Source organism: Isoptericola sp. NPDC057653 (assembly GCF_042799955.1).
Taxonomy (GTDB): Bacteria; Actinomycetota; Actinomycetes; order Actinomycetales; family Cellulomonadaceae; genus Isoptericola.
The window spans coordinates 1,251,646-1,278,048 of sequence record NZ_JBHVHP010000001.1 but is presented as its reverse complement, the minus strand read 5'-3'; the positions used below and the strand labels follow the sequence as shown (position 1 = coordinate 1,278,048).

General features: G+C 74.2%; 23 protein-coding genes. 10 read left to right on the top strand and 13 right to left on the bottom strand.

Features of this window, described 5'->3' with window-relative positions; all coding sequences use genetic code 11:
• Positions 1–9: 9 nt before the first annotated feature.
• From ACFU9A_RS05815 to ACFU9A_RS05795, 5 genes are all read right to left on the bottom strand, one after another.
• On the bottom strand, positions 10–747 hold the full coding sequence (locus tag ACFU9A_RS05815; RefSeq protein ID WP_430574307.1) for a glycosyltransferase: 738 nt from the start codon (positions 745–747) through the stop codon (positions 10–12).
• Entirely contained in the window at positions 744–2,273 is a 1,530-nt protein-coding gene (locus ACFU9A_RS05810; protein ID WP_430575345.1) for a xylan 1,4-beta-xylosidase, read from the bottom strand. The genes ACFU9A_RS05815 and ACFU9A_RS05810 overlap by 4 nt, the downstream gene beginning before the upstream one ends.
• 3 nt (positions 2,274–2,276) lie before the next feature.
• Positions 2,277–3,950 (bottom strand): extracellular solute-binding protein, encoded by a 1,674-nt coding sequence (locus ACFU9A_RS05805; RefSeq protein WP_430574306.1) that lies wholly within the window; start codon positions 3,948–3,950, stop codon positions 2,277–2,279.
• A gap of 100 nt (positions 3,951–4,050) precedes the next feature.
• Positions 4,051–4,977 carry a carbohydrate ABC transporter permease gene (locus tag ACFU9A_RS05800; protein ID WP_430574305.1) on the bottom strand — a complete coding sequence of 309 codons (927 nt, stop codon included), beginning with the start codon at positions 4,975–4,977 and terminating at the stop codon, positions 4,051–4,053.
• A complete protein-coding gene (locus tag ACFU9A_RS05795) occupies positions 4,971–5,975 on the bottom strand; it encodes an ABC transporter permease (protein ID WP_430574304.1) in 1,005 nt (334 codons plus the stop codon). The genes ACFU9A_RS05800 and ACFU9A_RS05795 overlap by 7 nt, the downstream gene beginning before the upstream one ends.
• A gap of 390 nt (positions 5,976–6,365) precedes the next feature.
• On the opposite strand from ACFU9A_RS05795, the gene ACFU9A_RS05790 reads away from it, so the two are divergent.
• Positions 6,366–7,394, top strand: coding sequence for a LacI family DNA-binding transcriptional regulator (locus ACFU9A_RS05790; RefSeq protein WP_430574303.1), 1,029 nt, complete (start codon positions 6,366–6,368; stop codon positions 7,392–7,394).
• A gap of 108 nt (positions 7,395–7,502) precedes the next feature.
• Here ACFU9A_RS05790 and ACFU9A_RS05785 read toward each other — a convergent pair whose 3' ends face one another.
• The gene (locus ACFU9A_RS05785; protein ID WP_430574302.1) at positions 7,503–8,609 is read right to left on the bottom strand and encodes a sugar kinase; all 1,107 of its coding nucleotides are present in this window, start codon (positions 8,607–8,609) and stop codon (positions 7,503–7,505) included.
• Between the two features lie 26 nt (positions 8,610–8,635).
• Positions 8,636–9,289 (bottom strand): bifunctional 4-hydroxy-2-oxoglutarate aldolase/2-dehydro-3-deoxy-phosphogluconate aldolase, encoded by a 654-nt coding sequence (gene eda / locus ACFU9A_RS05780; RefSeq protein ID WP_430574301.1) that lies wholly within the window; start codon positions 9,287–9,289, stop codon positions 8,636–8,638.
• Between the two features lie 67 nt (positions 9,290–9,356).
• Here eda and ACFU9A_RS05775 point away from each other — a divergent pair, with 67 nt between their 5' ends.
• The 3 genes from ACFU9A_RS05775 to ACFU9A_RS05765 all read left to right on the top strand — a co-directional run bounded on the left by ACFU9A_RS05775 (position 9,357) and on the right by ACFU9A_RS05765 (position 13,297).
• On the top strand, positions 9,357–10,112 hold the full coding sequence (locus tag ACFU9A_RS05775) for an IclR family transcriptional regulator (protein ID WP_430574300.1): 756 nt from the start codon (positions 9,357–9,359) through the stop codon (positions 10,110–10,112).
• Positions 10,113–10,294: 182 nt separating this feature from the next.
• Positions 10,295–11,827 carry a M81 family metallopeptidase gene (locus tag ACFU9A_RS05770; protein ID WP_430575344.1) on the top strand — a complete coding sequence of 511 codons (1,533 nt, stop codon included), beginning with the start codon at positions 10,295–10,297 and terminating at the stop codon, positions 11,825–11,827.
• Between the two features lie 66 nt (positions 11,828–11,893).
• On the top strand, positions 11,894–13,297 hold the full coding sequence (locus ACFU9A_RS05765) for an alpha-L-fucosidase (RefSeq protein ID WP_430574299.1): 1,404 nt from the start codon (positions 11,894–11,896) through the stop codon (positions 13,295–13,297).
• Between the two features lie 30 nt (positions 13,298–13,327).
• On the opposite strand, the gene ACFU9A_RS05760 is transcribed toward ACFU9A_RS05765, so the two are convergent.
• A complete protein-coding gene (locus ACFU9A_RS05760; protein ID WP_430574298.1) occupies positions 13,328–14,512 on the bottom strand; it encodes an ROK family protein in 1,185 nt (394 codons plus the stop codon).
• 377 nt (positions 14,513–14,889) lie between these two features.
• On the opposite strand from ACFU9A_RS05760, the gene ACFU9A_RS05755 reads away from it, so the two are divergent.
• The 6 genes from ACFU9A_RS05755 (at position 14,890) to ACFU9A_RS05730 (ending at position 20,791) form a co-directional block, all read left to right on the top strand.
• A complete protein-coding gene (locus ACFU9A_RS05755) occupies positions 14,890–16,146 on the top strand; it encodes an ABC transporter substrate-binding protein (protein WP_430574297.1) in 1,257 nt (418 codons plus the stop codon).
• A 25-nt stretch (positions 16,147–16,171) separates the two neighbouring features.
• Complete coding sequence (locus tag ACFU9A_RS05750) at positions 16,172–17,095, top strand: carbohydrate ABC transporter permease (protein ID WP_430574296.1); 924 nt, start codon at positions 16,172–16,174, stop codon at positions 17,093–17,095.
• Positions 17,085–18,014: a carbohydrate ABC transporter permease gene (locus ACFU9A_RS05745; RefSeq protein WP_430574295.1), complete on the top strand. Its 930-nt coding sequence runs from the start codon at positions 17,085–17,087 to the stop codon at positions 18,012–18,014. Before ACFU9A_RS05750 ends, ACFU9A_RS05745 begins: the two co-directional genes overlap by 11 nt.
• Positions 18,015–18,968 carry an ROK family protein gene (locus ACFU9A_RS05740; RefSeq protein ID WP_430574294.1) on the top strand — a complete coding sequence of 318 codons (954 nt, stop codon included), beginning with the start codon at positions 18,015–18,017 and terminating at the stop codon, positions 18,966–18,968. It abuts the gene before it with no gap.
• 65 nt (positions 18,969–19,033) lie between these two features.
• Entirely contained in the window at positions 19,034–20,038 is a 1,005-nt protein-coding gene (locus ACFU9A_RS05735; RefSeq protein ID WP_430574293.1) for an NAD-dependent epimerase/dehydratase family protein, read from the top strand.
• A 72-nt stretch (positions 20,039–20,110) separates the two neighbouring features.
• Positions 20,111–20,791, top strand: a complete 681-nt coding sequence (locus tag ACFU9A_RS05730) for an HAD hydrolase-like protein (RefSeq protein WP_430574292.1) — start codon at positions 20,111–20,113, stop codon at positions 20,789–20,791.
• Positions 20,792–20,815: 24 nt separating this feature from the next.
• On the opposite strand, the gene ACFU9A_RS05725 is transcribed toward ACFU9A_RS05730, so the two are convergent.
• From ACFU9A_RS05725 to ACFU9A_RS05705, 5 genes are all read right to left on the bottom strand, one after another.
• Positions 20,816–21,511: an N-acetylmannosamine-6-phosphate 2-epimerase gene (locus ACFU9A_RS05725; RefSeq protein ID WP_430574291.1), complete on the bottom strand. Its 696-nt coding sequence runs from the start codon at positions 21,509–21,511 to the stop codon at positions 20,816–20,818.
• Positions 21,508–22,515: an ROK family protein gene (locus tag ACFU9A_RS05720; protein ID WP_430574290.1), complete on the bottom strand. Its 1,008-nt coding sequence runs from the start codon at positions 22,513–22,515 to the stop codon at positions 21,508–21,510. Before ACFU9A_RS05720 ends, ACFU9A_RS05725 begins: the two co-directional genes overlap by 4 nt.
• Before the next feature lie 10 nt (positions 22,516–22,525).
• Positions 22,526–23,452 (bottom strand): dihydrodipicolinate synthase family protein, encoded by a 927-nt coding sequence (locus ACFU9A_RS05715; RefSeq protein ID WP_430574289.1) that lies wholly within the window; start codon positions 23,450–23,452, stop codon positions 22,526–22,528.
• A 62-nt stretch (positions 23,453–23,514) separates the two neighbouring features.
• The gene (locus ACFU9A_RS05710; protein ID WP_430574288.1) at positions 23,515–24,348 is read right to left on the bottom strand and encodes an ABC transporter ATP-binding protein; all 834 of its coding nucleotides are present in this window, start codon (positions 24,346–24,348) and stop codon (positions 23,515–23,517) included.
• Complete coding sequence (locus ACFU9A_RS05705; protein ID WP_430574287.1) at positions 24,345–26,402, bottom strand: dipeptide/oligopeptide/nickel ABC transporter permease/ATP-binding protein; 2,058 nt, start codon at positions 26,400–26,402, stop codon at positions 24,345–24,347. Before ACFU9A_RS05705 ends, ACFU9A_RS05710 begins: the two co-directional genes overlap by 4 nt.
• Position 26,403: the final 1 nt, after the last annotated feature.

The window sequence follows — 26,403 nt, the reverse complement described above, 5'->3', positions numbered from 1 at the left end:
GAGCGGGGGTCAGGCCGTGAACCGCCGCGCGACGTCACGCAGCAGCGGCCGGGCGGTGCGGAGCAGGAACGCCAGCCAGACGACGAGGAGCAACGCGGCGACCGCCTCGCCGACCAGCCACACCGCGCCCGCCGCGACGACGACGAGCGCGAGCAGCCCGGCGGCGACCGCCGGCCGGCGGGCGAGCCCGTCGAGGGCGACGCGCGCGACGTCGCGGGTCCGGAGGCGGAACAGCGCCACGACCGTGAGGGCCGCGAGCGCCCACACGAGCACGGCGGCACCGACCACGAGGAGGACGACGGCGTAGCCGGCGGAGACGCCGGCGGCCTCGCGGTGCACGACGCTCGTCGCGACCATCCCCAGCACGACGAGCGCCGGCGCGGCGAGCAGCAGCGCGTCCCGCCAGCCGAGCCGCAGGCCGCGGGCGAAGGCCGCGGCGGGCGCGGGCGGGGCCCCGGCGGTGGCCTCCGTGGTCCGCGCGTCGAGGGCGAACAGCCCGGCGACCAGGCCGGGCGCCGCGGGGAGCAGGCACAGCGGGACGATCAGGGCGTTGCCCGACGACCGGTCGAGCAGCATCAGCGCGACGAGCGTCGGCACGGTCCCGAGCGCGACGAGCACGCCCACCACGAGGTACCAGTACACCCGGGCGGTGAGGCGCCCGAGCGGCCCGTCGCCGAGCTCGCGCGCCCGCCCGGACGCTGCCCCGGCCGCCGCGCCCGCCCCGCGGCCGGCGGAGGCCGCGCTCATCCCGCGGCCTCCGCCGGCCGGCCGACGATGCGGGCGTCGTCGAGCCACGCGGGCGTCTCGTCGCGCACCGGGTCGATCTCCACCAGGGTGACCTCGTGCCGGCCCAGGGTCAGCCGCAGGTCGGCGCGCCCCTCCGTGACCGGCACGGACGCGTGCTCCCGGGCGGGGGCGGACGCCTCGTGCAGCAGGTCGAGCTGGCGTGCGGTCGGCGACGCGGGCCGGCCCAGCTCCCGCCAGGCCGAGAACGCGTTGCCGTCGTGCTCCCCCACCCGCGAGCGGTGCACGTAGGCCGTGGTCGCGCCGCCGCCGACGGGCACGCTGAGGCGCAGCTCGTGCCGGTCCGGCTCGTCGCCGTCGTCCGTGCCGCCCACCGGCTGCCAGGCCAGCACGGTGACGCGCCCCGCGCCGTCGCGCGTCACGAGGTGGTCCTCGCCGCGGTGCAGCACGTCGCCGCCCATCCGCGCCATGAACGCGTACAGGTGGAACACGGGCTTGCGCAGCTGCCGGTGGCCGAGCATCCCGAAGCCGCCGTGGAACACCGACGTCGGGATGTTCTCCTCCTCGAAGACGTCGCAGAACGTCCAGTACGAGAAGGAGTCGACGTGGTCGCCGCCGGCCGCGAGGACCGGGGCGACCGACGCCGCCTGGTAGGCGGTGTCGTGCACCGGGTTGTCGGGCCGGTAGCTGGTGCTGAACTCCGTGACGTGCGTGGGCAGCCCCTCCAGCCGCGTGCCGGCCACGAGCTTGGCGGGCGCCGCGAACTGGTCCAGCAGGGACTGCGGCCGGCGCAGCGTCTGGTAGGTGCCGAAGGGCACCGGCTGCGCCGGCCCGGTCGTGTACGCGTGGAACGACAGGAAGTCGACGGGGACGTCGCGCGCCTCGACGAACCGGGCGAACGGCTCCCACCAGTCGTCGGCGCCCGGGGAGATCGCCGGGCCGCCCACCTGCAGCGACGCGTCGACCTCCTTGACCGCCGCGGCCGTCACCTCGTACAGCCGGAAGTACGCCTCCTGCGACGCGCCCTCCCAGAAGTGCACGAGGTTCGGCTCGTTCCACACCTCGAACGGCCAGGTGCGCACCTCCTCGAGCCCGTACCGGTCGACGGCGTGGCGCACCACCGCGCCCACCAGCGCCGCCCACTCCCGGTGGTCGCGGGGCGGGGTCACGTTGCCCTTCCACCAGAACACCGTCTGGTCGCCCGACGCGAGGCCGGACGGCATGAAGCCGAGCTCCACGAAGGGCTTGATCCCCAGGCCGAGCCACGAGTCGACGATCTGGTCGGCGTACGTGAACGAGTACCGCGTGCCGCGGTGGCCGGCCGCGTCGTACGGGCGGTGGATCCCCACGTCGTCCGACAGCAACCCGTGGCCGCGGAGGTAGCGGAACCCGATCTCCGACTGCACGAGCGCGAGCGAGTCCTGGTAGTCCCGGCGCAGCGCGAGGTTGAGCCGGCCGGTGCCGACGCACCGCCGCCACGCGTCGGAGAGCGTGGCGGCGGGCGCGTCGGGGACGACGACGGGGGTCAGGTCTCAGCCCTCCTTGCGTGCCAGCGCGGTGTTGAACGTGTCGACCAGCTGCGTGGCGCCGAGACCGTCGATCTCCGCGACGTACGCGTCCCAGTCGTCGAACGAGCGCTGGCCGGTGACGAACCCGGCGGTCGCGGCCATCACCGCGTCCTTGAGCTGGGTGTCCAGCAGGGAGACCTGCTCGAGCTCCATCTCGTCGAGGCCCGCGGCCGGCTTGACCGGCAGCACCTCCTTGGTGTCCAGCACGGCGCGCGTCCACTCCTTGACCTCGTCCGTCATCACGGACTCGAGCAGGTCCTGCGAGGACCCGTTCGCGAGCAGGAACACCCCGTTGCTGTACCCGAAGTCGGTGTTGAGCATCTTCGGGGCGCCCGGGTTGATGGCGTTCCAGCCGATGTCGTCGTTCAGCGTGCGCACGCCGTCGCCGCCCTTGCTGAACGTCTCCCCGTCCACGCCCCACTGGGCGAACTCCATGCCCTCGTCGGAGAAGTACTGCCAGTCCACGTACTGCAGCAGCGCCTTGAAGTGCGGGTCCTCGGCCGCCTTGCTGGAGATCATCAGACCGGAGGAGAGCTGGCTCGGCATGAGGTTGCTGCCCGCCGGGCCGGCGGGCAGGGTGAGCATCCGCAGCGGGGCGTCCTTGCCGGCGTCCTCGAACGCCTGCCGGTACACCGTGATCTCCTGCGTGTTGCCCGAGATCGCCGCCGCCTTGCCGGAGACGAACTTCTGCTTCGCCTGGTCGTCCGACTGGGTGATCTCCGGGTCGAACGTCTTGTCCTCGACCATGCCGTGCACGGTCTCCAGCATCTGCTTGTACCCGTCGCTGGTGCCGTTGAACGTGAACGTCCCGGCGTCGGCGTCGAACCAGGTGTTGTCGTAGCCCCAGCCGCCGGTCGCACCGAAGTTCGGGCCCATGTACTGCAGCATCGCGCCGAGCGGCTGGGTGTCGGTCCAGCGGTCGGTGAACGCGTAGTCGAGGTCCGGGTTGGCCTCCTGGACCTTCTTCAGGTCCTCCCGGAACTCGTCCCAGGTGGCCGGGTCCTCGGTGACGCCCGCCTTCTTCCACAGGTCGTCGCGGATGACCACCGAGTACTGCACGTCCGGGATCTCCCGCAGGCCCGGCAGGATGTAGAGCTTGCCGTCGTCCTGCCGGTGGGTGTCCAGCTCCTCCTGCAGGCCCCACTTCTCGACCTTGTCCTGGAAGTTCGGCATGTACTCGAGGTAGTCGGACACCGGGAGGATCGCGCCGCCGGAGACGAACTGGGTCTCCTGGCCCGGGTACGTCACCGGGATGAGCTCCGGCGCCTCGCCCGAGCCGATCAGCAGGGACTTCTTGTTGTCCCAGTCGGCGAGCGGCACGTCGGTGCGGTCAAAGGTCACGCCGTGGTCGTCCTCGAGGTGCTGGAAGATCGACCAGTCGTCCTTGACCGGGTAGTTCGGGTGGTCGCGGTACATCAGCCCGAGGTCCACCGGCTCGGTCGCCTTGAACGACGTCCCGACGCCGAAGTCGGCCATCGCCCCGACGCTGTGCGCCTCGTCGATGGTGACGCCGCCGGCCGCCGTCTCGCCGGAGCCCCCGCCGTCGTCGTCCCCGCCGCTGCCGCAGGCGCTGAGCCCCAGCGCGAGCGCGGTCAGGGAGACGGCCGCGACGGCCGATCGCATCCTGGTGGTTGTCATGGTTCTCCTCGGGTGACGAGCGTCGTCGCTCTTCTGCGGGGTGGGGTGGTGCACCGGGTGGTGCGGCAGGTGGTGCGAGGTCGCGGCGTGGCGCGGTCCGTCAGCCCTTGACGGACCCGAGCATCACGCCCGAGACGAAGTACCTCTGGATGAAGGGGTAGAAGCAGATGATCGGGAGCACCGTGAGCAGCATCGTCACGGACTGGATGTTGGCCCCGATCTGCACGGCCTCCTGCCCGGTGATCCCCGCGGCGGGGTTGGACGCCGCCGCGATGAGGTTGCGCAGGTAGACCGTGACCGGGAACAGCTCCTTCTGGTCCAGGTACAGGAAGGCGCTGAACCACGAGTTCCACATGCTCACGGCGTAGAACAGCGTCATGGTGGCCAGCACCGCCTTGGACAGCGGCAGCACGATGCGGAAGAAGACCCCGTAGGTCGTCAGCCCGTCGATCGCCGCGGCCTCCTCCAGCTCGGCCGGGAAGTTCTCGAAGAACGACTTCATGACCAGGAGGTTGAACACCGAGATGGCGTTCGGGACGACGATCGCCCAGACCGTGTTCCGCATGTTCAGCGTGTCGGCCACGAGGATGTAGTTCGGGATCAGGCCGCCGCTGAAGAACATCGTGAAGACCGCGACGCCGATGAAGAACGAGCGGCCCTTGAGCTCCCGCCGGCTCAGCGCGTAGGCGAACGTCGTGGTGAGCGCCATCGAGATGACCGTGCCCAGCACGGTGTAGAGCACCGTGTTGCCGTAGTTCGTCCAGAACAGCGAGTCGCCCATGACGACCTCGAAGGTCTGGACGTTGAAGCCCCGCGGCAGCAGGTTCACCTCGCCGGCGGCGATGTGCCCCTCGGACGAGAACGCCTTCGCGACGAGGTTGACGAAGGGGTACAGCGTCACCGCGCACACCACGAGGAGGACGACGGCGTTCGCGACCTTGAAGACGCGGTAGCCCGCGGTGTCGCGGACGGTCGTCGCCTCGCTGCGGACGGCGGCGAGGTCGGGGGCGGACGTCTCGATCACCACAGGGAAGCTCCCACCAGACGGCGCGACGCGTAGTTCGCGGACAGCACGAGGACCAGGCCGATGAGCGCCTCGAAGAGGCCGATCGCGGCACCGTAGGAGAACTGCGCCGACTGGATGCCCACGCGGTACAGGTACGTCGAGATGACGTCGCCGGTCGCGTAGACCAGCGGGTTCTGCAGCAGCAGGACCTTCTCGAACCCGACCGCCATGAAGGAGCCGATGTTGAGGATGAGCAGCACCATCATCGTGGGGCGGATGCCCGGGAGGGTGACGTGCCACGTCTGCTGCCAGCGGTTCGCGCCGTCGATCCGGGCGGCCTCGTAGAGCTGGTCGTCCACGGTCGTGAGGGCGGCGAGGTAGAGGATCGTGCCCCAGCCGACGGTCTGCCAGACCTCGGAGCTCACGTAGATCGTGCGGAACCACTCCGGCTGCTGCATGAACGTGATCGCGTTGCCGCCGAACGCCTCGACGAGCTGGTTGACCGTGCCCGAGACCGACGTCAGCTGCAGCACCAGGCCCGCCACGATGACGATCGACATGAAGTGCGGCAGGTAGGAGATCGTCTGCACGGCCTTCTTGAACCGGCGCGAGCGCAGCTCGTTCAGCATGAGCGCCAGGACGATCGGCAGCGGGAAGCAGATCGCCAGCGTCAGCAGGCCCAGGACCACGGTGTTCCAGAACACCTGCCAGAACTGCTGGTTGTGGATGAACATCTCGAAGTAGTAGAAGCCCACCCACTCGTCCCCGAAGACGCTGCCGCCGGGCCGGAACCGCCGGAAGGCGATCACGTTGCCCACCATCGGCAGGTACTTGAAGACGAGGAAGAAGAGCAGCGGCAGCGCCACGAAGGTGTAGAGCCGCCAGTCCTTGCGCAGCGCCTGCCGCCACGTGGTGCGCGCGCGGCGCACCCGCCGCGGCCGGTCGCCCGGCGGTGCCGGCGACGGCGGTACGTCGTCGCTCAGCGGCTCGGCCGCCACCGTTCCTGCGCTCTGCGCCATGGATCCCCAGCCCGTCACGTCGTCGTGCGTCCCCGTCAGCGCGACAGCGCGCCTCGGTCGAAAGTTTCGGCTTCGAAAACGTTCTCTATTCGCGGCCGAGATTAGGGGCGCGGCGCGACGGCGGTCAAGCACCCCGCGGGTCACGGTCTGGTCACGGCGCCTCGACCGGCCGCCGCGGGATGCCTCTGCGGCCTGGAATTCCGGGAGTTCTTGGCGTCGGGGAGCGCACGACGACGCCACGACCGCCAGCGACCGACACGACCGCGACCGGTGCGGGTGAACCCGCCACGACGGGCCTCGAGCGGCGTGTGCATCGTGTACGGTCGAGCCGAAAGTTGCGTCGATCGGCGCGGAACTGGCGCCGCCGTCGCGGCCCCGACAGGACGGACCATGAACGCCCCCACCCCCCGCGGCCAGGCCCCGACGATCGCCGAGATCGCCCGGGAGCTCGGCGTGTCCCCGCCCACCGTGTCCAAGGTGCTGAACGGCAAGGCGGACGTCGCCCCCGCGACGCGCGCCCGCGTCGAGGCCGCCCTCGAGAAGCACCGCTACCGGCGGCGCCGCGCCGCGACCCCGCCGGTCGGCGCGGGCCTCGTCGACCTCGTCTTCCACCGGGTCGGGTCGGCCTGGTCGACCGAGATCATCCGCGGCGTGGAGGACGCCGCCGCGGCCGCCGGGCTGAGCGTCATCCTCACCGAGCTGGGCGGCGAGCACCGGCCGCCGGGCGCGTGGCTCGAGACCACCCTTTCGCGCCCGCCGCTGGGCGTGCTGCTGGTGGCCGCCAGCCTCAGCGCCGCGCAGCGCCGGCAGCTCACCACCCGGTCGATCCCGTTCGTCGTCATCGACACGGACGGCGAGCCGCCGCCCGACGTCCCCACCGTCGGGTCGGACAACTGGAACGGCGGCCTCGTCGCCACCCGCCACCTGCTGGAGCTGGGGCACCGCCGCATCGCGGCCATCTCCGGCCCCGGCGACATGCTGTGCAGCCGGGCCCGCCTGGACGGCTACCGGACCGCGCTCGAGGAGGCGGGCGTCGCCTTCGACCCCGCCCTCGTGCGGTCGGGGAACTTCGAGGTGGAGTCCGGGTACCGGTCCGGCAGCGAGCTGCTCGACCTGCCCGACCGCCCCACCGCCGTCTTCGCCGGCTCGGACATGCAGGCCATCGGGCTGCTCCGCGGCGCCCAGGAGCGCGGCCTGTCCGTGCCCCGCGACCTGTCCGTCGTCGGGTACGACGACCTGCCGCTCGCGACCTGGACCGCCCCGGCCCTGACCACCGTGCGCCAGCCCCTGCTCGAGATGGCCAGCACCGCGACCCGCACGCTCCTCGCCCTCGCCCGCGGCGAGGCGCCCCTCGTGCGCCGGGTCAACCTCTCCACGGAGCTCGTCGTGCGGGAGTCCACCGCTCCCCTCGCTCCCTGAGGGGCGCGCCCCCGGACGGCATCGAGCGTGCTGACCTGATCCTCATACCGGCCGTATGAGGATCAGGTCAGCACGCTCGATGCACCGGACGGGTCAGCGCCGGACGGGTCAGCGCTGGACGCGCGCGCTGCCTCCGCCGGCAAGCTTGGCGACCTCGGCGAGGGTGGCCGTCGTCGTGTCGCCGGGGGTGGTCATGGCGAGGGCGCCGTGCGCGGCGCCGTACTCCACGGCCTCCTGCAGGGAGCCGAGCTCCAGGAGGCCGTACGCCAGACCGGAGGCGAAGGAGTCGCCGCCGCCGACGCGGTCGAAGATCTCCAGGTCGGCGCGGTGCGTGGCCTCGACGAAGCCCTCGGCGCGCGACCAGGCGATGGCGCCCCAGTCGTTCACGGAGGCCGACTTCACGCCGCGCAGCGTGGTCGCGATGACCTGGAAGTTCGGGTAGGCCTCGGCGGCCGTGCCGATCATGGTGCGGAAGGCGCCCGTGTCGAGGTCCGTGAGGTTCTCGTCCACGCCCTCGACCTCGAAGCCGAGGGACGCGGTGAAGTCCTCCTCGTTGCCGATCATCACGTCGACGTGGTGCGCCAGACGGCGGTTGACCTCGCGGGCGCGCTCGACCCCGCCGATGCCCTTCCACAGGGACGGGCGGAAGTTGAGGTCGTAGGACACGATCGTCCCGTGCTTCTTCGCCGCGGTCATCGCGGCCTCGGCGACGTCGGCGGCCGACTCGGACAGCGCGGCGAAGATGCCGCCGGTGTGCAGCCAGCGCACGCCGGAGCCGAACAGCTCGTCCCAGTCCACGTCCTCGGGCTTCATCTGCGAGACGGCGGTGTTGCCGCGGTCGCTCACGCCGACCGCGCCCCGCACGCCGAAGCCGCGCTCGGTGAAGTTGAGGCCGTTGCGGACGCTGCGGCCGATGCCGTCGTAGTCGCGCCACTGCACCCAGGAGGTGTCGAGGCCGCCGGTGAGCATGAAGTCCTCGACGAGGCGGCCCACCTCGTTGTCGGCGAGGGCGGTGACGATCGCGCCGCGGAGCCCGAACGCGCGGCGCAGGCCGCGGGCCACGTTGTACTCGCCGCCGCCCTCCCAGACGTCGAACGAGCGGGTGGTGCGCACGCGGCGGTCGCCCGGGTCGAGGCGCAGCATGACCTCGCCGAGGGCGACGACGTCGTAGCGGCACTCGGCCGCGGGGCGGGTGGTCAGGGACGGGTTCGGCATCAGGACTCCTTGCGGGCTCGGCGTGCTCAGGCGGTCTGCGCGAGGGCGACGGCCTCGGCGGTGCGGCGGGTGATCTCGGCCCAGTCGCCGGCGACGACGAGCGACTTCTCGACCATCCAGGACCCGCCGACGGCGAGGACCGGGGCGAGGCCGAGGTACTCGCCGAGGTTGGCGGCGCCCACGCCGCCGGTGGGGACGAAGCGCAGGCCGGGGAACGGCGCGGAGAACGCCTTGATGGCGGCGGGGCCGCCCACGACGGACGCGGGGAACAGCTTGACCACGTCGACGCCGAGGTCGAGCGCGGCCATGATCTCGCTGGGCGTGGCGACGCCGGGCAGCACCGGGACGCCGTGGTCCTGGGCCCGGCGCACGACGGCCGCCGACAGCCCGGGCGACACGATGTAGCGCGCGCCGGCGTCGACGACCGCGTCGACCTGCTCGACGGTGGTGACCGTCCCCGCCCCGACGACGACGTCGGGCTGGGTGCGCGCGACCGCGCGGATCGCGTCGATGCCGCCCGCGGTGCGCAGGGTGATCTCGGCGACGGGGAGGCCGCCGGCGACGAGCGCGTCGGCGAGGCGCGCGCCCTCGTCGGCGCCGTCGACCACGACGACGGGCACGAGGCGGTGGGCGCCGAGCGCGGCGACGACGTCGCCGGCCTGGATCGAGGGGGAGGACATCCTGGCTCCGTTTCGCTATGGTGAACGTACGTTGTTCACTACGGAACACCATAGAGGACCGTTCGCGATGACCCAACCCCCCAGCCCGCTCGGCAGCGTCGACAAGGCGCTCCTCACGCTCGACGCGCTCGCGCGCGCCGGCGCCGGCGGCGTCGCCCTCGCCGACCTCGCCGCCGAGGTGGGCGCCAACAAGTCGACGCTGCACCGCACGCTCGCCGCCCTGCGGCACCGCGGCTACGCCGACCAAGGTCCCGACGGCGCGTACACGCTGGGCCCGGCCGTCCTCTCCCTCGGCGCCGCCTACCTCGCCGAGGACAACCTGCCGGGCCTGCTGCGCCCGGCCCTGGAGGCCCTGCGCGACGAGGTCGACGAGCTCGTGCACCTCGGCACCCTCGCCGGCCAGGAGGTGGTCTACCTCGACAAGGTGGAGCCGCAGCGCCCGCTGCGCGTGTGGTCCGCCGTCGGACGGCGCATCCCCGCCGCGACGAGCGCCCTCGGACGGGCGCTGCTCGCCGCCGCCCCGGCGGACGGGGCCGAGATCGAGCGGTACGCCGCCGACCGGGAGCCGGCCGAGCGCCTGCGCGCCGCCCTCGACGACGCCCGCGGCCGCGGGTACGCCACCGAGACCGAGGAGAACGAGCCCGGCATCGCGTGCGTGGCCGTCGCACTGCTGCGCGGCGGGCGCCCGGTGGCGGCGGTCAGCATCACCGCGCCCGCCGAGCGGATGAGCGGCACGGCCGGGGCCGAGCGGACCCGCGCCCTGCGGGAGGTGCTGGGCCGCACCCTGCCCGCCGGGTTGACCCTGCCGCCGAGCGGGCCATAATCATCTGACGTATTCCTCGTCTGCACGCCGATCGACACAGTCCGTCATCCGCGCTTCGCAGCTACCCTCGCTGCGACCGTCGATACATCAGATCACTCTGCCCGACAGGAGCCCACACCGCCGTGCCGCCTCTCGCCTCCGCCGTCTGGTCGCCCCCGCTCAGCCCTCGCGCGCCGGGCGGCCTGCCCCGCCCCCGCATCGGCATCGCGGGCATCTCCATCGAGTCCTCCACGTTCTCCCCGCACGTCAGCGGCTGGGAGGCGTTCACCCTCCGCCGGGGCGACGAGCTGCGCGCCCGCTACCCGTTCCTCGCGGCCGGCACGGAGCGCGGCGACGCCGCGGAGTGGCTGCCCTTCCTGCACGGCCGGTCCCTGCCCGGCGGCGCGGTCGACCCCGAGGTGTACGCCGCCATGCGCGACGAGATCGTCGAGCGGGTCCGCGCCGAGGTCGCGGCGCACGGCCCGCTCGACGGCCTCTACCTCGACCTCCACGGCGCGATGAGCGTGGTCGGCGCCACCGACGCCGAGGGCGACCTGGCCACCGCCGTGCGGGAGGCGCTCGGCCCCGACACGCTCGTGTCCGCGTCGATGGACCTGCACGGCAACGTGTCCGCCGCGCTGTCGCGCGCGGTCGACCTCCTCACCTGCTACCGCATGGCCCCGCACGAGGACGAGGCGAACACCCGCGAGCGCGCCGTGCACCACCTGCTCGAGCGGCTCCGCGGCCCGCACGGCTCCGACCCCGCCGCCCGCCGGCCGTGGCAGGCGTGGGTGCAGGTGCCCGTCCTGCTGCCCGGCGAGAAGACGAGCACGCGGCTCGAGCCGGCCCTCGGCCTCTACGACCGGCTGCCGGCGGTCGAGGCGAAGGACGGCGTCCTCGACGCGGCGATCTGGATCGGGTACGCCTGGGCCGACGAGCCCCGCTGCCAGGCCGCCGTCGTCGTCACCGGCGACGACCCGGACCTCGCCGCCGCCGAGGCGCGCACGCTCGCGGACGCGTTCTGGGCCGCGCGGGACGGCTTCGAGTTCGTCGCGCCCACCGGCACGTTCGGCGAGTGCCTCGACCTCGCTCTCGCGCGGCCGCACGACGCCCCGCGCCCGTTCGTCGTCTCCGACTCCGGCGACAACCCCACGGCGGGCGGCGCCGGCGACGTCTCCTGGTCGCTCGGCGCCCTGCTCGACGACGCCCGGTTCGCCGCCGCCGACGGTCCCACCGTGATCCACGCGTCGGTGTTCGACCCCGCGGCGGTCCAGGCCGCGGTGCGCGCGGGCGTCGGGGGCCGGGTCGACGTCGAGGTCGGGGGCCACGTCGACGGCCGGGCCCGGGGCCCGGTGCGGCTCGACGGCGAGGTCTTCTCGGTCACGCCGGGCGACGCCGACGCCGGCACCGTGGTCGTGGTGCGGCGCGGCGGCGTGCACGCGATCGTCACCGAGCGCCGCAAGCCCTACCACCACGTGCAGGACTTCACGCGGCTCGGCCTGGACCCGCACCGCGCGGACGTCGTCGTCGTGAAGATCGGCTACCTCGAGCCCGAGCTGTACGACCTGGCCGCCGACTGGCGCCTCGCGCTCACGCCCGGCGGCGTGGACCAGGACCTCCTGCGCCTGGGCCACCACCGGATCGAGCGCCCGATGTTCCCCTTCGACCCGGACATGCCCGACCCCGACCTGCGCCCGGTGCTGCGCCGCCGCGGCGAGCCCGAGCGGCGCGGCTGACCGCGGCCCGCCCGCGAGCCCACCCACCACCACGACCACGCCGACCCCACCACCGAGGAGCCGACCGTGCTGAACTTCGAGGAGCGCACCGGGCCCGACCTGGGCGCCGACACCCCCACCTACCCCGACGCCGTCGTGCCCGCGTGGTACCGCGACGCCAAGCTGGGCTTCTTCGTCCACTGGGGCGTGTACTCCGTGCCCGCGTGGGGCACCCCGCACGCCGAGGGCTCGGTGCCCGACGAGGACGCCTACGCCCACCACCAGTACGCCGAGTGGTACGCCAACACGGTGCGCATCGACGGCAGCCCCACGCGCCGCCGGCACGAGGAGCGGTACGGCGCGGGCACGTCGTACGAGGACCTGGCCGACCTCTGGGACGTCACGGGCTTCGACGCCGACGCGCTCGTGGGCGACCTCGTCGCGGCCGGCGGACGCTACGTCGTGCCGACCACGAAGCACCACGACGGCTTCTGCCTGTGGGACACCGGGACCACGCCGTTCAACGCCGTCCGTCGCGGCCCCGGCCGCGACCTGGTCGCGGAGATCGCCCGCGCGACCCGCGAGGCCGGTGCCCGCCTCGGCCTGTACTACTCCGGTGCGCTCGACTGGCACACCAGCGAGTACCCCCCGATCGAGTCGTCGACGGACCTGTTCCGGCTGCGCCGCAACGACGACGTCTTCGCCCGGTACGCCGCGGCGCAGCTGCGCGAGCTCGTGGACCGCTTCTCCCCCGACGTGCTGTGGAACGACATCGACTGGCCCGACGCCGGCAAGACGACCGCGCCGCACGGGCTGGCCGCGGTGCTGCGCGAGTACCTCGAGGCCGTGCCCGGCGGCGTCGTCAACGACCGGTGGGGCGTGCCGTTCCACGGGTTCTGGACCCGCGAGTACTCCCACGTGCCGGAGACCCTGCCGCACCCGTGGGAGGCGACCCGGGGCCTCGGGTGGTCGTTCGGCTACAACGAGGCCGAGGGGCCGGAGCACACCATCGGCGAGCGCGAGCTGATCCACCTGCTCGTCGACGTCGTGAGCAAGAACGGCAACCTGCTGCTCAACGTGGGCCCCCGCTCGGACGGGTCGATCCCGGACCTGCAGCGCGACCGCCTCGGCGCTCTCGGGCGCTGGCTCGGGGCGTACGGCGACGCGATCTACGGCACGCGGCCGTGGGTGCGCAGCGGCGACGTCCCGTCCGACCCGGTGACCGGGCGCCCCGACCCGCTGCGCAGCCCGGTCGCGTACACGAGCCGCGGCGACGAGGTGTTCGTGCACGTCCTGGAGCCCGGCAGGGGCCTGGTCGCGCTGGCGCCCGAGCTCGCGGGGGCGGCCGACGTCGCCTGGCTCTCCGGCGCGCCCGCCGACCGCGCGGGCACCGCGGGCGCCGCGGGCGCCGCGGGCGACCCCACGCGGGACGTCGTCGTGCCGGACGGGCTCCGCGACGCGCACGTCGCGGTGCTGCGCGTGCGCCGGTGACCCGCCGCGGGCCCCTGCGGGGGCCCGCGGTCAGTCGTGGAGCAGGTAGGTGCCGGGATCGGCGAGGACGTGCTGCACGACGAGCCGCCCGGCGCCGATCACGCCCGCCTCGGGGCCGGTCGTGGCGCGCGTGATGACGAGGTTCTTCGTCACGAGCGGGTGGCAGCCCTCGTAGAGCTGGGACCGCACGCTCGCCACGAACGGCTCCAGCGTGGACAGGGCGCCCCCCAGGAACACCGCGTCGGGGTTCACGAAGTTCACGACGGTGCACAGCACCTCGCCGAGGTGGCGCCCCGCCTCCCGGACGAGGGTCGTCGCGTCGGGCTCGGCGTCGCGCGCGCGACGCACGACGTCGGCCGTCGTGGCGACGTCCACGCCCCGGGCGCGCAGCTGCCGCACGATCGCGGCGCCGGAGGCGATCGTCTCGAGGCAGCCGAGCTTGCCGCACGAGCAGGGGATCTCCCCGGCGGCGCTCACGCGGGAGTGCGTGATGTCGCCGGCCGCCCCCGTCGCCCCGCGGTGCAGGCGGCCCGAGGCGATGAGGCCGCTGCCGATCCCGGAGCCGGCCTTCACGGTCACGGAGTGCTGCACCCGGCGCCCGTAGGAGAAGTGCTCGCCCAGCGCCATGAGGTTGACGTCGTTGTCCACCAGCACCGGCACCCCGGCGCGCTCGGCCAGCCACTCCCGCACGGGGAAGCCGTTCCAGCCGGGCATGCGCGCAGGCGACTCCACGCGGCCGGTCTCGACGTCGACCGGGCCTGGCAGGCCCACCGCGAGCCCCCGGAGCACCGACGCGGGCGCGAACGGCGCGGCCAGGTCCGTCCCCTCGGCGAGGACGGCGGCGAGCGCGGCCTCCGGCCCGGCCGCGATCTCGACGGGCACCTCGCGGACGGCCTCGAGGCGGCCGGTGAGGCTCATGACCCCGATGCGGGCGTGCGTGCCCCCGAGGTCGGCGGCGAGCACGTGGCCGCCCTCGGGGCGCAGCCGCAGCAGCCGCGGGCGGCGACCGCCCCGCGACTCGCCCGCGCCACCCTCGTCGAGGACGCCGGCGTCGATGAGCTCGGTGACGCGGGCGGAGACCGTGGAGGGGGCCACGCCCAGCTCGCGGGCGAGGTCGGCGCGCGACGTCGCGACGCCGGCGGAGACCAGCGCGACGATCTGCGACGTCACGGGCGCGTCGGCGGCTGCCTGGGCGGGAGCGGGGTCGACGACCATCGAGGTTCCTTCGCGATCGAACAAAGTTGACACGCCCCATCGTGGCTCACGAGCGGCGTCAGGACCAGCCGATCGCGCGATCGGCCCGAATATTGGACGAGATTGCCGAACTAAGTTCGCAAACTTTGATTCGTATGGTGTGATGGGCGCACGTTCGACCGAACGAAGACAGCACCCCTCGGTCGACCCCCGGGCCACGGACGGCGCCGGACGGATCTCGACGAGGAGAAGACGACGCCATGACGACACCGCGGACGCCCGCCGACGACGGTCGGCACCCCGCGGCTCCGTCTCCCCAGCCCCCCACCTCGCTCCAGGGCGCACGGCACCGACGCCGCGCCCCGCACAGCACCCACCAGAGAGGAACTCCCATGCGCATGCGCACCCCCCTCCTCGCCGGCACCGCGGTCCTCGCGACCCTCGGCCTCGCGGCGTGCGGCTCCGGCTCCGGATCCGGCGGCTCCGGCTCCGACGGCGGCACGATCGTCTGGGACATGTGGTCCGGCAGCCAGTCCGACACGGACGCGCTCAACGAGACGCTCGAGATCGTCAAGAAGGAGAACCCGGACGTCGAGGTCCGGCTCCAGACGGCCCCGTGGAACGACTACTTCACGAAGCTCACGACCAACCTGTCGTCGGGCAACCTGGCCTGCATCACGTCGATGAACGGCCAGCGCCTGTCCACGTACGCCGACGCGTTCGAGCCGCTCACGGACGCCGACCTCGAGACCGCCGGCCTCAGCAAGGACGACTTCGCCCCGGGCGCGCTCGACATCATGACCTACGACGGGAAGCTCCTCGGGGTGCCCTACGACGTCGCGACGATGCTCGTCTACTACAACAAGGACCTCATCGACGCGGCGGGTGCCCCGGAGCCGGCGATCGGGTGGTCCTTCGACGACTTCGAGGCGACCGCGAAGGGCGCCACGACGGACTCCGACGCGGGCTTCGCCGTCGGGCTGGGCGAGTTCCAGTGGATGGCGCTGCCGATCGCGCAGTCCGGCAAGCAGCCGGTGGGCGAGGACGGCGCGCTCGCGCTCACGGACCCGGCGTTCGTCGACGCCTCGGAGTGGTACGCCGGCCTCGTCACCGACCAGAAGGTCGCGCTGCCCGCGGCCTCCGCGTCCGACACCGGCTGGGGCGAGAACCAGTACTCGGGCGGCAACGCCGCGATGGCCGTGGACGGCACCTGGAACGCCGCGACCTACCTGACCAACGACGCCGGGTTCGAGGCCGGCATGGTCGACCTGCCCACCGGCGAGAACGGCTCCACGAGCCTCGTCCTCGGCTCGGGCTACGGCATCGCGAAGGGCTGCGACGACAAGGAGGCCGCCCTGAAGGTGCTCGGCTCCCTCGTCGGCAAGGACGCGCAGGACGCGATGGCGACCTCCGGCCGCAGCTACCCCGCGCGCACCGAGTCGCAGCCGCTGTACTTCGAGTCCCTCGACGCGTCGGTCCGCGACGACGTCAAGGCCGCGTTCGACGCCGCGTTCGCCGACGTCGAGGGCCAGCGTTCCACCAAGAACTGGGACCAGGTCAACACCGCGCTGCAGCCCAACCTCGTCAGCGTCTACAACGGCCAGGCCTCGATGACGGACGTCCTCGGGCAGACGCAGCAGCAGTTCGGCCAGTGAGCCGCGCGAGAGGGGTCTCCCACCGATGACCACGACCAGCACGGCCGGGACGCGGCGCGCCAGCCGCTCCCGGCTGAGCCGGGTCGAGTCCCGCCAGGCGCTGGGCTTCATGAGCCCGGCCCTGGTGGGCCTCGCCCTGTTCACCATCGTCCCCGTCGGGCTCTCGATCGTGATGAGCCTGTTCCACTGGCCCGCGTTCGGCGAGCGCAGCTTCGCCGGGCTCGGCAACTACGTCGCCCTGTTCACCCAGAACCCCGACTTCTGGCCGGCGCTGCGCAACTCCGCCGTCTTCGCGCTGCTGTACGTGCCGCTCAACCTCGTGGTGGCGCTGTCGCTCGCGCTCGCCCTCGGCCCGCGCATCCGCGGCCGGGGCGCGTTCCGGGTGCTGTTCTTCATCCCCGTCGTCACGCCGATCGTGGCGAACGCGCTCGTGTGGAAGATGCTCCTGCAGCCGCAGGGCCTGTTCAACGGCATCTCCGTGTCCGTGCTCGGTGTCGAGCTGCCGAACTTCCTCGCCGACCAGCACTGGGCGATGGTCATGGTCGTCGTCATGTCGGTCTGGCAGGGCATGGGCTACAACATGCTCATCTTCTCGGCCGCGCTGGAGCAGCTGCCGGCCCCCGTCGTCGAGGCGGCGCGGATCGACGGCGCCCAGGGGTGGCGCATGCTGCGCAGCGTGGTGCTGCCGATGCTGTCGCCGGCGATCTTCTTCGCCACGGTGATGACCGTCATCACGGCGCTCCAGGTCTTCGCCCAGCCCCAGCTGCTCACCGGCGGCGGGCCGGGCAACTCGACCCTCCCCCTGGTGCAGTTCATCTACAACCAGGGCTTCAAGTTCCAGGACCTCGGCCTCGCCGCGGCCGCGGCCTGGGTCCTGTTCGTGCTCATCATCGGGCTGACCGCGTTCCAGTTCCGGGCGCAGAAGAGGTGGGTGCACTATGAGCACTGACCGCACCGAGGTCCTCATGGCGCCGCCGCCGGCGGCGGCCGCCGACCCCGTCCCCGCCGCCGGGCCCCGCCCGCGGCGCGGCAGCACCTCCGGCACCGGCCGGGTCCGCCTCGTGCTCGCGCACGTCGGCGTCGTCCTGGCCGCCGCGCTGTTCGCGCTCCCGCTGGTGTACGCCTTCTTCTCGGCGCTCAAGCCGAACACCGAGATCTTCTCGATGCCCCCGCGGCTCGTGGGCTCCGAGGTGCGGTGGAGCAACTTCGTCGACGTCTTCACGTACGGCCCGTTCGCCACGTACATCGGCAACTCGTTCCTGGTGGCCGTGGCCGGCACGCTCGTGGTGCTCGCCGTCTCGACCACCGCCGGCTACGCGTTCGGCCGGCTGCGCTGGAAGGGCCGCGACCTCGTCTTCGTCCTCTTCCTCGTGACGCTGATGGTGCCCCAGGAGGTCCTGGTGGTGCCGATGTTCATCGTCATGCAGTGGTTCGGCTGGGTGGACTCGTACCAGTCGCTGATCTTCCCGTTCGCCTTCACGGCGTTCGGCACGTTCCTCATGCGGCAGTTCTTCCGGGGCATCCCGTTCGAGCTGGACGAGGCCGCCCGGGTCGACGGCGCGGGCCCGTTCCGCACGTTCTGGCGGATCATCCTGCCGCTGGCCACGTCGGCCGTCGCCGTGCTCGCCGTCTTCACGTTCATGGCGTTCTGGAACAGCTACCTGTGGCCGCTGATCACCGTGGTCGACTACCAGTCGCACGGCACGCTGCCCATCGGGCTGGCGACGTTCTCCGGCCAGAACGGCACCCGGTGGGACCTGCAGATGGCGGCGTCGATCATCTCGATGGTCCCGACGACGATCATCGTCATCGCCCTCCAGAAGCACCTGGTCAAGGGCATCGCCACCGCCGGCCTCGGGGGTCGCTGAGTGGGCAGGGAGCACGGCGCGCCCGACGGCGCGCGGGACGTGGTCGCCGGCCTGGACATCGGTGGCACGGGCACGTCCGTCGTCCTGCTGGACGGCGAGCGGGTCGTCGCCCGCGAGCACGCCCCCACCCCGGCACGGGACGGCGGGGCGGCCATGGCCGCCACGGCGACCGGCCTCGTGCGGTCCGCCCTGGGCGCGACGCCCGGCGCGCGGCTGGTCGGCGCGGGCGTCGGCGCGGCGGGGGTGGTCGACGCCGCCTCCGGGACGGTCGTGGCCGCGTCGGACTCGTTCCGGGACTGGGCGGGCTTCCCGCTCGGGGCGGAGCTCGGGGCCGCGCTCGGGGTGCCGGTCCGCGTCGAGAACGACGTCAACGCCTTCGCCCTCGGCGAGTCCCGGCTCGGCGCCGCCCGGGGGCTCGACGACGTCCTCGCGGTCACGCTCGGCACCGGCGTCGGCGGGGCGTTCGTGCTCGGCGGCGAGCTGTACCGCGGCCCGCGCGGGGCGGCCGGCGAGATCGGCCACGTGAGGGGGTTCGGCGACCTGCCGTGCACCTGCGGCGGCCGGGGCCACCTCGAGACCCTCGCCTCCGGGCGCGCCGTCGCGCGCGCCTACCAGCGGGCCGCGGGCACCGCGGTGGCCGGGGCGCGCGAGGTCGCCGACCTCGCCCGGGCCGGCGACCCGCACGCCCGGGACGCGTTCGCCGCGGCGGCGGACGCCGTCGGCCGCGCGGCGGTGCTCGTCGCCAGCCTGCTCGACGTCACCGACGTCGTGGTGGGCGGGGGTGTCGCGGCGGCGTGGGACCTGCTGGGTCCCGGGGTGGCCGAGAGCGTGCTCCGCGAGCCCCCGGTCTCCGGCGCCGCCGTGCGCGCGCGGCCGTCGTCGCTGGGCCGCGACGCCGTCGCGCTCGGCGCCGCCTCGCTGGCGCCGGCGGCCGCTCTCAGCCTGCCGGGCTGACCGTTCCTGCGCCGCGCCCGCGACCGGTGCCCGGGCCGGCCGGCCGGCGCGGGCACGATGGCGTCATGAGCCTGCGCACCCCTCGCGACATCCTGTTCATCGGCGGCTCCGGCGTGATCAGCGCCGCGAGCGTCGACCGCGCCGTCCGGCTGGGGCACCGGGTCACGGTCCTCAACCGCGGCACGTCGACCGCGCGCCCGCTGCCGCCGGAGGTCGAGACCCTCGTGGCGGACGTGCGCGACGACGCCGCCGTCGACGCCGCGCTCGCGGGCCGCGACTTCGACGTCGTCGCGCAGTTCCTGGCGTTCGGCGCCGGGCACGTGGCGCACGACGTGGAGCGCTTCGCCGGGCGCACCGGGCAGTACGTCTTCATCTCCTCGGCCTCGGCGTACCAGACGCCGCCCGAGCGGCTGCCGGTCACGGAGTCCACCCCCCTGCGCAACCCGTTCTGGCAGTACTCGCGCGACAAGATCGCGTGCGAGGACGTGCTCGTGCGCGCGTGGCGGGACCACGGCTTCCCGGCGACGGTCGTGCGCCCGTCGCACACCTACGACCGCACGCTCCTGCCGACCCTGGGCGGCTGGACCGACGTCGCGCGGATGCGCGCCGGCAGGCCCGTGGTGGTGCACGGCGACGGCACGTCGCTGTGGACGCTCACGCACACCGAGGACTTCGCCGTCGGCTTCGTGGGCCTGCTCGGCCACCCGGGCGCGGTCGGCGACACGTTCCAGATCATGGGCTCGCACGCCCCGACGTGGGACCAGGTCTACCGGTGGCTCGCCGCCGCGGCCGGGGTCCCCGAGCCCGAGCTGGTGCACGTCGCGTCCGAGACGATCGCCCGCGTGCTCCCCGACGCCGGGCCCGGCCTGCTCGGCGACAAGGCGCACACGATGCTGTTCGACTGCGCCAAGGTGCGGGCCCTGGTCCCCGAGTTCGGCACGACGATCACCTACGACCAGGCCGCCGTCGAGCAGGTCGCGTGGCTGGACGCCCACCCGGACGCCCGGCGCGTCGACGACGCCCTGGACGCCGCGTTCGACCGGCTCGTGGCCCACGCGCGCGCCGTCTGACGCCCCGTCGACGGCCGGTCGACGCCCGGCCGGCCCGGGCGGGCCGGGGACGCGGCCACGTACCCTGCCGAGGTGACCCGCTCCCCCGCCCCGCTCGTCCTGCTCGACCTCGACGGCACGCTCACCGACTCCGCGCCCGGCATCGTCGCGGGCATCCGGCACGCGTACGGCGCCCTCGGGCTGCCGGTGCCGGACGACGCCACGCTGCGCTCGTTCGTCGGCCCGCCGATCACCGCGTCGTTCCTCGCGCACGGCGTCCCCGCCGACCGGGTCGACGAGGCCGTGCGCGCGTACCGCGACGTCTTCGCGGGGGGCGGCATGTACGACAACCGGGTGTTCGACGGGATCCCCGGGGAGCTGCGCGCGCTGCGGGCGGCCGGCTGCACGCTGGCCGTCGCGACCTCCAAGCCGGAGGTCTACGCCAAGCCCATCTGCGACCGCTTCGGGCTCACGGAGCTGGTGGACGGCGTGTTCGGCGCGCCGCTGGACGAGGGCACGTCGACCAAGGCGGACGTCATCGCCAAGGCACTCGCCGCGCTCGGCCGCACCTCCCCCGTGGACCCGGCCGACGGCCCCGTGCTCATGGTCGGCGACCGCGAGCACGACGTGCACGGCGCCGCCGAGCACGGCATCGGCTGCCTCGGCGTCACCTGGGGGTACGCCGCGCCCGGCGAGCTGGAGCGGGCCGGCGCCGTCGCACGGGTCGACGACGTCGCGCGCCTCGCCGACGCCGTCCTCGCGCGCCTGCGCTGAGCTCGCGGGCGCACGGCGACCCGGTCAGGACATCGCGTCGACGAACCAGCCGGTGATGGTCGTCGGGTGCGTGATCGCGGTGCCCACGCAGACGCTGAACGCCCCGCGGCGCAGCGCCGCCGCCGCCTGCCCGGGCGTGTGGACGCGCCCCTCGACGACCACCGGGAGCCGGCACGCCGCCAGCAGCTGGTCCAGCAGGTCGAGGTCGGGCCCGTCGGTCCGCGGCCGCTCGCCGGTGTAGCCGGAGAGGGTGGTGCCGAGCAGGTCCGCGCCCGCCTCCTGCGCCGCGACGGCGTCGTCGAGGGAGCCGCAGTCGGCCATGACCAGCACGTCCGCCTCGGCGCGGAGCCCCGCGACGGTCTGCGCCAGCGTGCGCCCGTCGGGGCGCGGCCGCCGCGTCCCGTCCAGGGCGACCACGTGCGCCCCGGCGCGGGCGACGGCGAGCGCGTGGTCGAGCGTGGGGGTGATGAAGACTCCCGAGGCCCCGTCCTTCCACAGCCCGACGACGGGGACGTCGACCGCGGCGACGACGCCCGCCACGTCCTCGACCCCCTGCGCACGCACCGCCGCCGCGCCGCCGGCGACGACGGCCCGCGCCATCTGGGCGGTGGTGCGCGGGTCGCGCAGGGGCTCGCCGGGGTAGGCCTGGCACGAGACGGTGAGGCGGCCCCGCATGGCGTCGAGGACGGCGTCGCGGGAGCGGGTCGGGGTGCGGGTCACGGGGCGGCTCCGGGGGTGGTCGGCACGGACGGGACGAGGGGCGGCACCGCGGCGGAGGCGCGCCAGGCGCCGCGCGCCGCCCCGACGACGGCGGCGTCGGCACCCAGGGCGGCGGGGAGGACCGGCACGTCGCCGAGCACGTCGACCACCTCCGCCCGCAGCGCGCCGACGAGGGCCGACCACCACAGGTCGCCGGCCGCGGCGACCCCGCCGCCGACGACGACGACCTCGGGGTCGAGGACGGTCATGACGCCGGCGACGGCGCGGCCGACCGCCTCGCCCGCGGCACGCACGACCCGCACGGCGAGGTCGTCGCCGGCGACCGCGCGCGCGACGACGTCGCGGGCGTCGGGGCTGGCGGGGTCGCCGCCGAGCCGGCGGTAGCGCCGGTGGATCGCGGGCCCGGCGCCGATCGCCTCGAGGTGGCCGGTGCGGCCGCAGGCGCAGCGCAGGCCCTCGGCGCCGGGGACGGGCATGTGCCCCATCTCGCCGGCCACGTGGTGCGCCCCGCGCAGCGGCCGCCCGTCCAGGACGACGGAGCCGCCCACGCCGGTGCCCACGGCCACCAGCAGGGCGCTGCCGGCGCCGGCGGCCGCGCCGCGCCAGACCTCGCCCGCCGCGTGCGCGTCGACGTCGTTCTCCACCGTGACGACGGGCCTGCCGGCCCCGGCGAGCGGGGCGAGTCGGCGCCGCAGCCCGCCCGCGACGTCCGTGCCGGGCCAGCCGGCGAACGTCCGGGTGGCGGAGACGACCGTGCCGCGGCCGGCGTCGATCACGCCGGCCGCGCCCACGCCCACCGCGCGCAGCGGGGCGCCGGCCGCGCGGACGACGTCGGTCACGAGCGCCGCGACGGCGTCGAGCACGGCGTCCGGCCCGTCCAGGGCGGGGGTGGGCACCGCCCGCACCGGTCCGGCGTCTCCCCCGGGCCCGACGAGCGCCGCGGCGGTCTTGGTGCCGCCGAGGTCGACGCCGACGACGACGCCGGCCGGCTCCTGCGGGATCATCGGCGGCGTCTCAGCCGGCGAGGAGGCCGGCGGCGCGGGTGATCGACCCGACGCGGCGCGCGACGTCCTCGCCGAGGGACTCCAGCGGGAAGGACATGACGTCGGTGTCGATCAGGCCCTGCTGGCGCGCGGCGATCTTGAAGGCCCCGACGCCGGAGACGTCCGCGGAGCGGCCCTGCGCCTGGAACACGATCTCGAACAGCGCGGCGAGCCGGTCCTGCTCCTCGCGGGCCTCGTCCCACCGGCCCTCCCGCGCCAGGTCCCACAGCCGCACGTAGCCGGCCGCGTCGACGTTCCCGAGCCCGGGCACCACCCCGTCGGCGCCGAGCAGCAGCATGCCGTCGACGACCACCTCGTGCCCGGTGAACAGGGCGAGCGGGGAGCCGGCGGCCCGGTTGGCGGCGACCAGGCGCCGGAACGCGACGTCGTTGCCCGAGGAGTCCTTCACCCCCGCGAGCACCCCCTCCGCGCCGAGCCGGACGAGCAGCTCGGCCGACAGCTTGACGTGGACCCGCACCGGGATGTCGTAGGCGAGCAGGGGGACGTCGACCGAGGCCGCGATCCTGCGCAGGGACGCCTCGATCTCGGCCTCGTCGTTGAGCGCGTACACGGGGGCGGTCGCCACGACGGCGTCGGCCCCGGCCTCGACGAGACGCCGCGCCTGGGCCACGACGCGCTCGGTGGTGAGGTCGATCGCCCCGGCGAGCACCGGGACGCGCCCGTCGACGGCGCCGACCACGGTGCGCACCACGAGGTCGCGCTGCGCGTCGGTCAGGTAGGCGACCTCTCCGGTCGAGCCGAGGACGAACACACCGTGCACGCCGGAGTCGACGAGGTGGCGGGTGAGCCGCTCGAGGGAGGCGACGTCGACCTCGCCCTCCGCCGTGAGGGGCGTGAGGACGGGCGGCACGATGCCGTGGAAGCGGTGCTGGGTCACGATTGCTCCGTACTGGGGTTGCTGGTGGTGGGGCTGGTTCGCGGGGGTCGGGGACCCGGGGGTCACAGGAGGGCGGGCGCGGCGCCGAGGAGCGTGCGCGTGTACTCCTCCTGGGGGTCGTCCAGGACCCGCGCGGCGGGCCCCGACTCGACGACCCGGCCGTGCCGCATGACGACGATCTCGTCGGACACGTGCCGCACGGTCTGGATGTCGTGGGAGATGAAGACCATCCCGAGGCCGAGCTCCGCCTTGAGGTCGTCGAGCAGGTTGAGCACCTGGGCGCGGACGGACACGTCGAGGGCGGAGGTCGGCTCGTCAGCCACGATCACGTCGGGCTCCAGGGCCAGGGCGCGGGCGATCGCCACGCGCTGCCGCTGCCCGCCGGACATCTGGCCGGGCAGCGCGTCCAGCGCGGACGGCGGGAGGCCCACCAGGTGCACGAGCTCGCGCACCCGCGCGTCGCGGGTGGCGGGCGTGCCGACGCGGTGCACGTCGAGCGGGTCGCGCAACGTGTCCCGCACGGTCATCCGGGCGTTCAGCGCGGTCGCCGGGTCCTGGAAGACCACGGACACCACGCGTCCCACCTGGCGGCGCACCGCGTGCGTGTAGCGCGTGACGACGTCGCCGCGGAACCTGATCTCGCCCTCCGTCGGGGCCTGCAGGCCCACGAGCACCTTCGCCATCGTCGACTTGCCGGACCCCGACTCGCCGACGATGCCGATGGTCTGGCCGCGGCGCACCCGGATCGAGACGTCGTCGACGGCGTGCACCTCCTGGGCCCGGAAGAGCGACCCGGCCCGCGAACGGAAGACGACGTGCACCCGGCGCAGCTCGATGACGGGGGCGTCGGCGGCGGCGGTGCCGTCCGTGGCGGTCGTGGCGGTCGAGGCGGTCATCGCGCGTCTCCGTTCGTCGGTCGGTGGCCGGCGCCGGCCACGGCGAGCTCGGGCGCCGCCGGCGGCACGGCGACCAGGTGCTCGTCCTGGTCCGGCACCCCCCGCAGCACGGGGCGCGTGTCGAGGCCGTCGGCGGGGCACGAGGACCGGGGGGCGAACCGGTCGCCGGCGGGGAAGTCCCGCGGCGACGGCACGGTCCCGGGGATCTGGTGCAGCCGGGTGGCGCGCGACTCGATGGACAGGACGGACCCGAGCAGCCCGCGCGTGTACTCGTGCCGCGGGTCGAGGAGCAGGTCGCGCGTCGCGGCCTGCTCGACCACCTGGCCGGCGTACATCACGGTGATGCGGTGCACGATCTGGGCGACGAGGGCGAGGTCGTGGCTGACGAAGACCATCGCGAAGCCGAGCTTCTGCCGCAGCTCGTCCAGGAGCTCGACCACCTGGGCCTGCACGGTGACGTCGAGCGCCGTGGTCGGCTCGTCGGCGATCACCAGCCGCGGGTCGCGGGTGAGCGCCATGGCGATGAGCACGCGCTGGCGCTGCCCGCCGGAGAGCTCGTGCGGGTAGCTGCGGAGCGTGCGCTCGGGCTCGAGGCCCACGAGCTCGAGCAGCTCCTCGGCCGTGCGCGTCCCGCCCCGGCGGGTGAGCTGCTTCATCTGCGCGCGGATCAGCATGGACGGGTTGAGCGAGCTCAGCGCGTCCTGGTAGATCATCGCGACGTCGGTGCCCCGCAGCGCGGCGCGCTCGCGGTCCTTCATCGCCAGCAGGTCGCGGCCCTGGTAGAGGATCTCGCCGCTGATCTGCGCCGAGGGGTCGAGCAGGCCCATGATCGCCAGCGAGGTGATCGACTTGCCGCAGCCGGACTCGCCGACGAGGCCCATGACCTCGCCGGGCCGCACGGCGAACGACACGTCGTCGACGACGGCGACGTCGCCGTGCCGCTCCGGGAACCGGATGGACAGGTGGCGCACCTCGAGCAGGGGCTCGTCGCCACCCGTGAAGGTCCGCCGGTCGGTGCGGACGAGCTCGGCCGCCCGCAGCGCGGCCAGCCGCTCGTCGAGCGGGACGGCGGCCTCGTGCTCCGCCAGGGGCGTGTCGACGTCGTCGAGCGTCGTCGGCCCGTCCGCGGCGTCGGCGGCGACCGCGGCGGACGGCTGGGCCTCGGCGGCCTCCTCGTCCTGGACGGCGGCCGGGCGGGCGGCGGCACGCGGCGCCGCGACCATCGCGTCGGTCATGCCCTCGGCGAGGACGTTGAGCGCCAGGGTCGTCACCATGATGAGGAGCCCGGGGAAGAACGTCGCCCACCAGTAGCCGCCCATGACGAGCGCGCGGCCGTCGGAGATCACGTTGCCCCAGGACGGCTGCGGCGGCGCCACGCCGGCCTGGATGAACGACAGCGACGCCTCGAGCACGATGGCGTCCGCGACGAGCACCGTGGTGAAGACCAGCACGGGCGCCATGCAGTTGCGCAGCACGTGCCGGGCGAGGATCCAGGAGGTGCGCGCGCCCATCACCCGGCTGGCGGAGACGTAGTCCTCGCCGTACTGGTCGAGGATGTTGGCCCGGACCACCCGGGTGAGCTGGGGCGTGTAGAGGAACGCGATGGTGAGCACCAGCACGGGCAGGGACCGGCCGAAGACGGTGACGAACACCGCGGCGAGCGCGATGCCCGGGAAGGACATGACGACGTCGAGGACCCGCATCAGGGTCTCGGAGACGGCCTTGGTGGCGGTGGCCGTGATCGCGCCGAGGATGCAGGCCGCGACCAGCGCGACCCCGGTGGCCCCGATGCCGATCACCAGCGAGTACCGCCCGCCGTAGACGAGGCGGGAGAAGATGTCGCGCCCCTGGCGGTCGGTGCCGAACCAGTGCTCGCCGCTCGGCGGCTGCACGGGGGTGCCGGAGGCCAGCGGGTCGTGGACCGTCACGAGCGGGGCGAAGACCGCGGCGAGCGCCACCACGGCGACGACGACCAGGGCGATCTTCGAGGGGAGCGGCAGGGCGCGCAGCCGCAGCGCGGGGCCGGAGAGCCGGTCCGTGAGGTTGCGTCGCACG

What these genes read in the sequence shown, in the direction of transcription:
- ACFU9A_RS05815 (WP_430574307.1), bottom strand. Translation starts at nt 747, where the DNA reads ATGAGCGCGGCCTCCGCCGGCCGCGGGGCGGGCGCGGCGGCCGGGGCA.
- ACFU9A_RS05805 (WP_430574306.1), bottom strand. Translation starts at nt 3,950, where the DNA reads ATGACAACCACCAGGATGCGATCGGCCGTCGCGGCCGTCTCCCTGACC.
- ACFU9A_RS05795 (WP_430574304.1), bottom strand. Translation starts at nt 5,975, where the DNA reads ATGGCGCAGAGCGCAGGAACGGTGGCGGCCGAGCCGCTGAGCGACGAC.
- ACFU9A_RS05790 (WP_430574303.1), top strand. Translation starts at nt 6,366, where the DNA reads ATGAACGCCCCCACCCCCCGCGGCCAGGCCCCGACGATCGCCGAGATC.
- ACFU9A_RS05785 (WP_430574302.1), bottom strand. Translation starts at nt 8,609, where the DNA reads ATGCCGAACCCGTCCCTGACCACCCGCCCCGCGGCCGAGTGCCGCTAC.
- eda (WP_430574301.1), bottom strand. Translation starts at nt 9,289, where the DNA reads ATGTCCTCCCCCTCGATCCAGGCCGGCGACGTCGTCGCCGCGCTCGGC.
- ACFU9A_RS05775 (WP_430574300.1), top strand. Translation starts at nt 9,357, where the DNA reads ATGACCCAACCCCCCAGCCCGCTCGGCAGCGTCGACAAGGCGCTCCTC.
- ACFU9A_RS05760 (WP_430574298.1), bottom strand. Translation starts at nt 14,512, where the DNA reads ATGGTCGTCGACCCCGCTCCCGCCCAGGCAGCCGCCGACGCGCCCGTG.
- ACFU9A_RS05755 (WP_430574297.1), top strand. Translation starts at nt 14,890, where the DNA reads ATGCGCACCCCCCTCCTCGCCGGCACCGCGGTCCTCGCGACCCTCGGC.
- ACFU9A_RS05750 (WP_430574296.1), top strand. Translation starts at nt 16,172, where the DNA reads ATGACCACGACCAGCACGGCCGGGACGCGGCGCGCCAGCCGCTCCCGG.
- ACFU9A_RS05745 (WP_430574295.1), top strand. Translation starts at nt 17,085, where the DNA reads ATGAGCACTGACCGCACCGAGGTCCTCATGGCGCCGCCGCCGGCGGCG.
- ACFU9A_RS05735 (WP_430574293.1), top strand. Translation starts at nt 19,034, where the DNA reads ATGAGCCTGCGCACCCCTCGCGACATCCTGTTCATCGGCGGCTCCGGC.
- ACFU9A_RS05720 (WP_430574290.1), bottom strand. Translation starts at nt 22,515, where the DNA reads ATGATCCCGCAGGAGCCGGCCGGCGTCGTCGTCGGCGTCGACCTCGGC.
- ACFU9A_RS05710 (WP_430574288.1), bottom strand. Translation starts at nt 24,348, where the DNA reads ATGACCGCCTCGACCGCCACGACCGCCACGGACGGCACCGCCGCCGCC.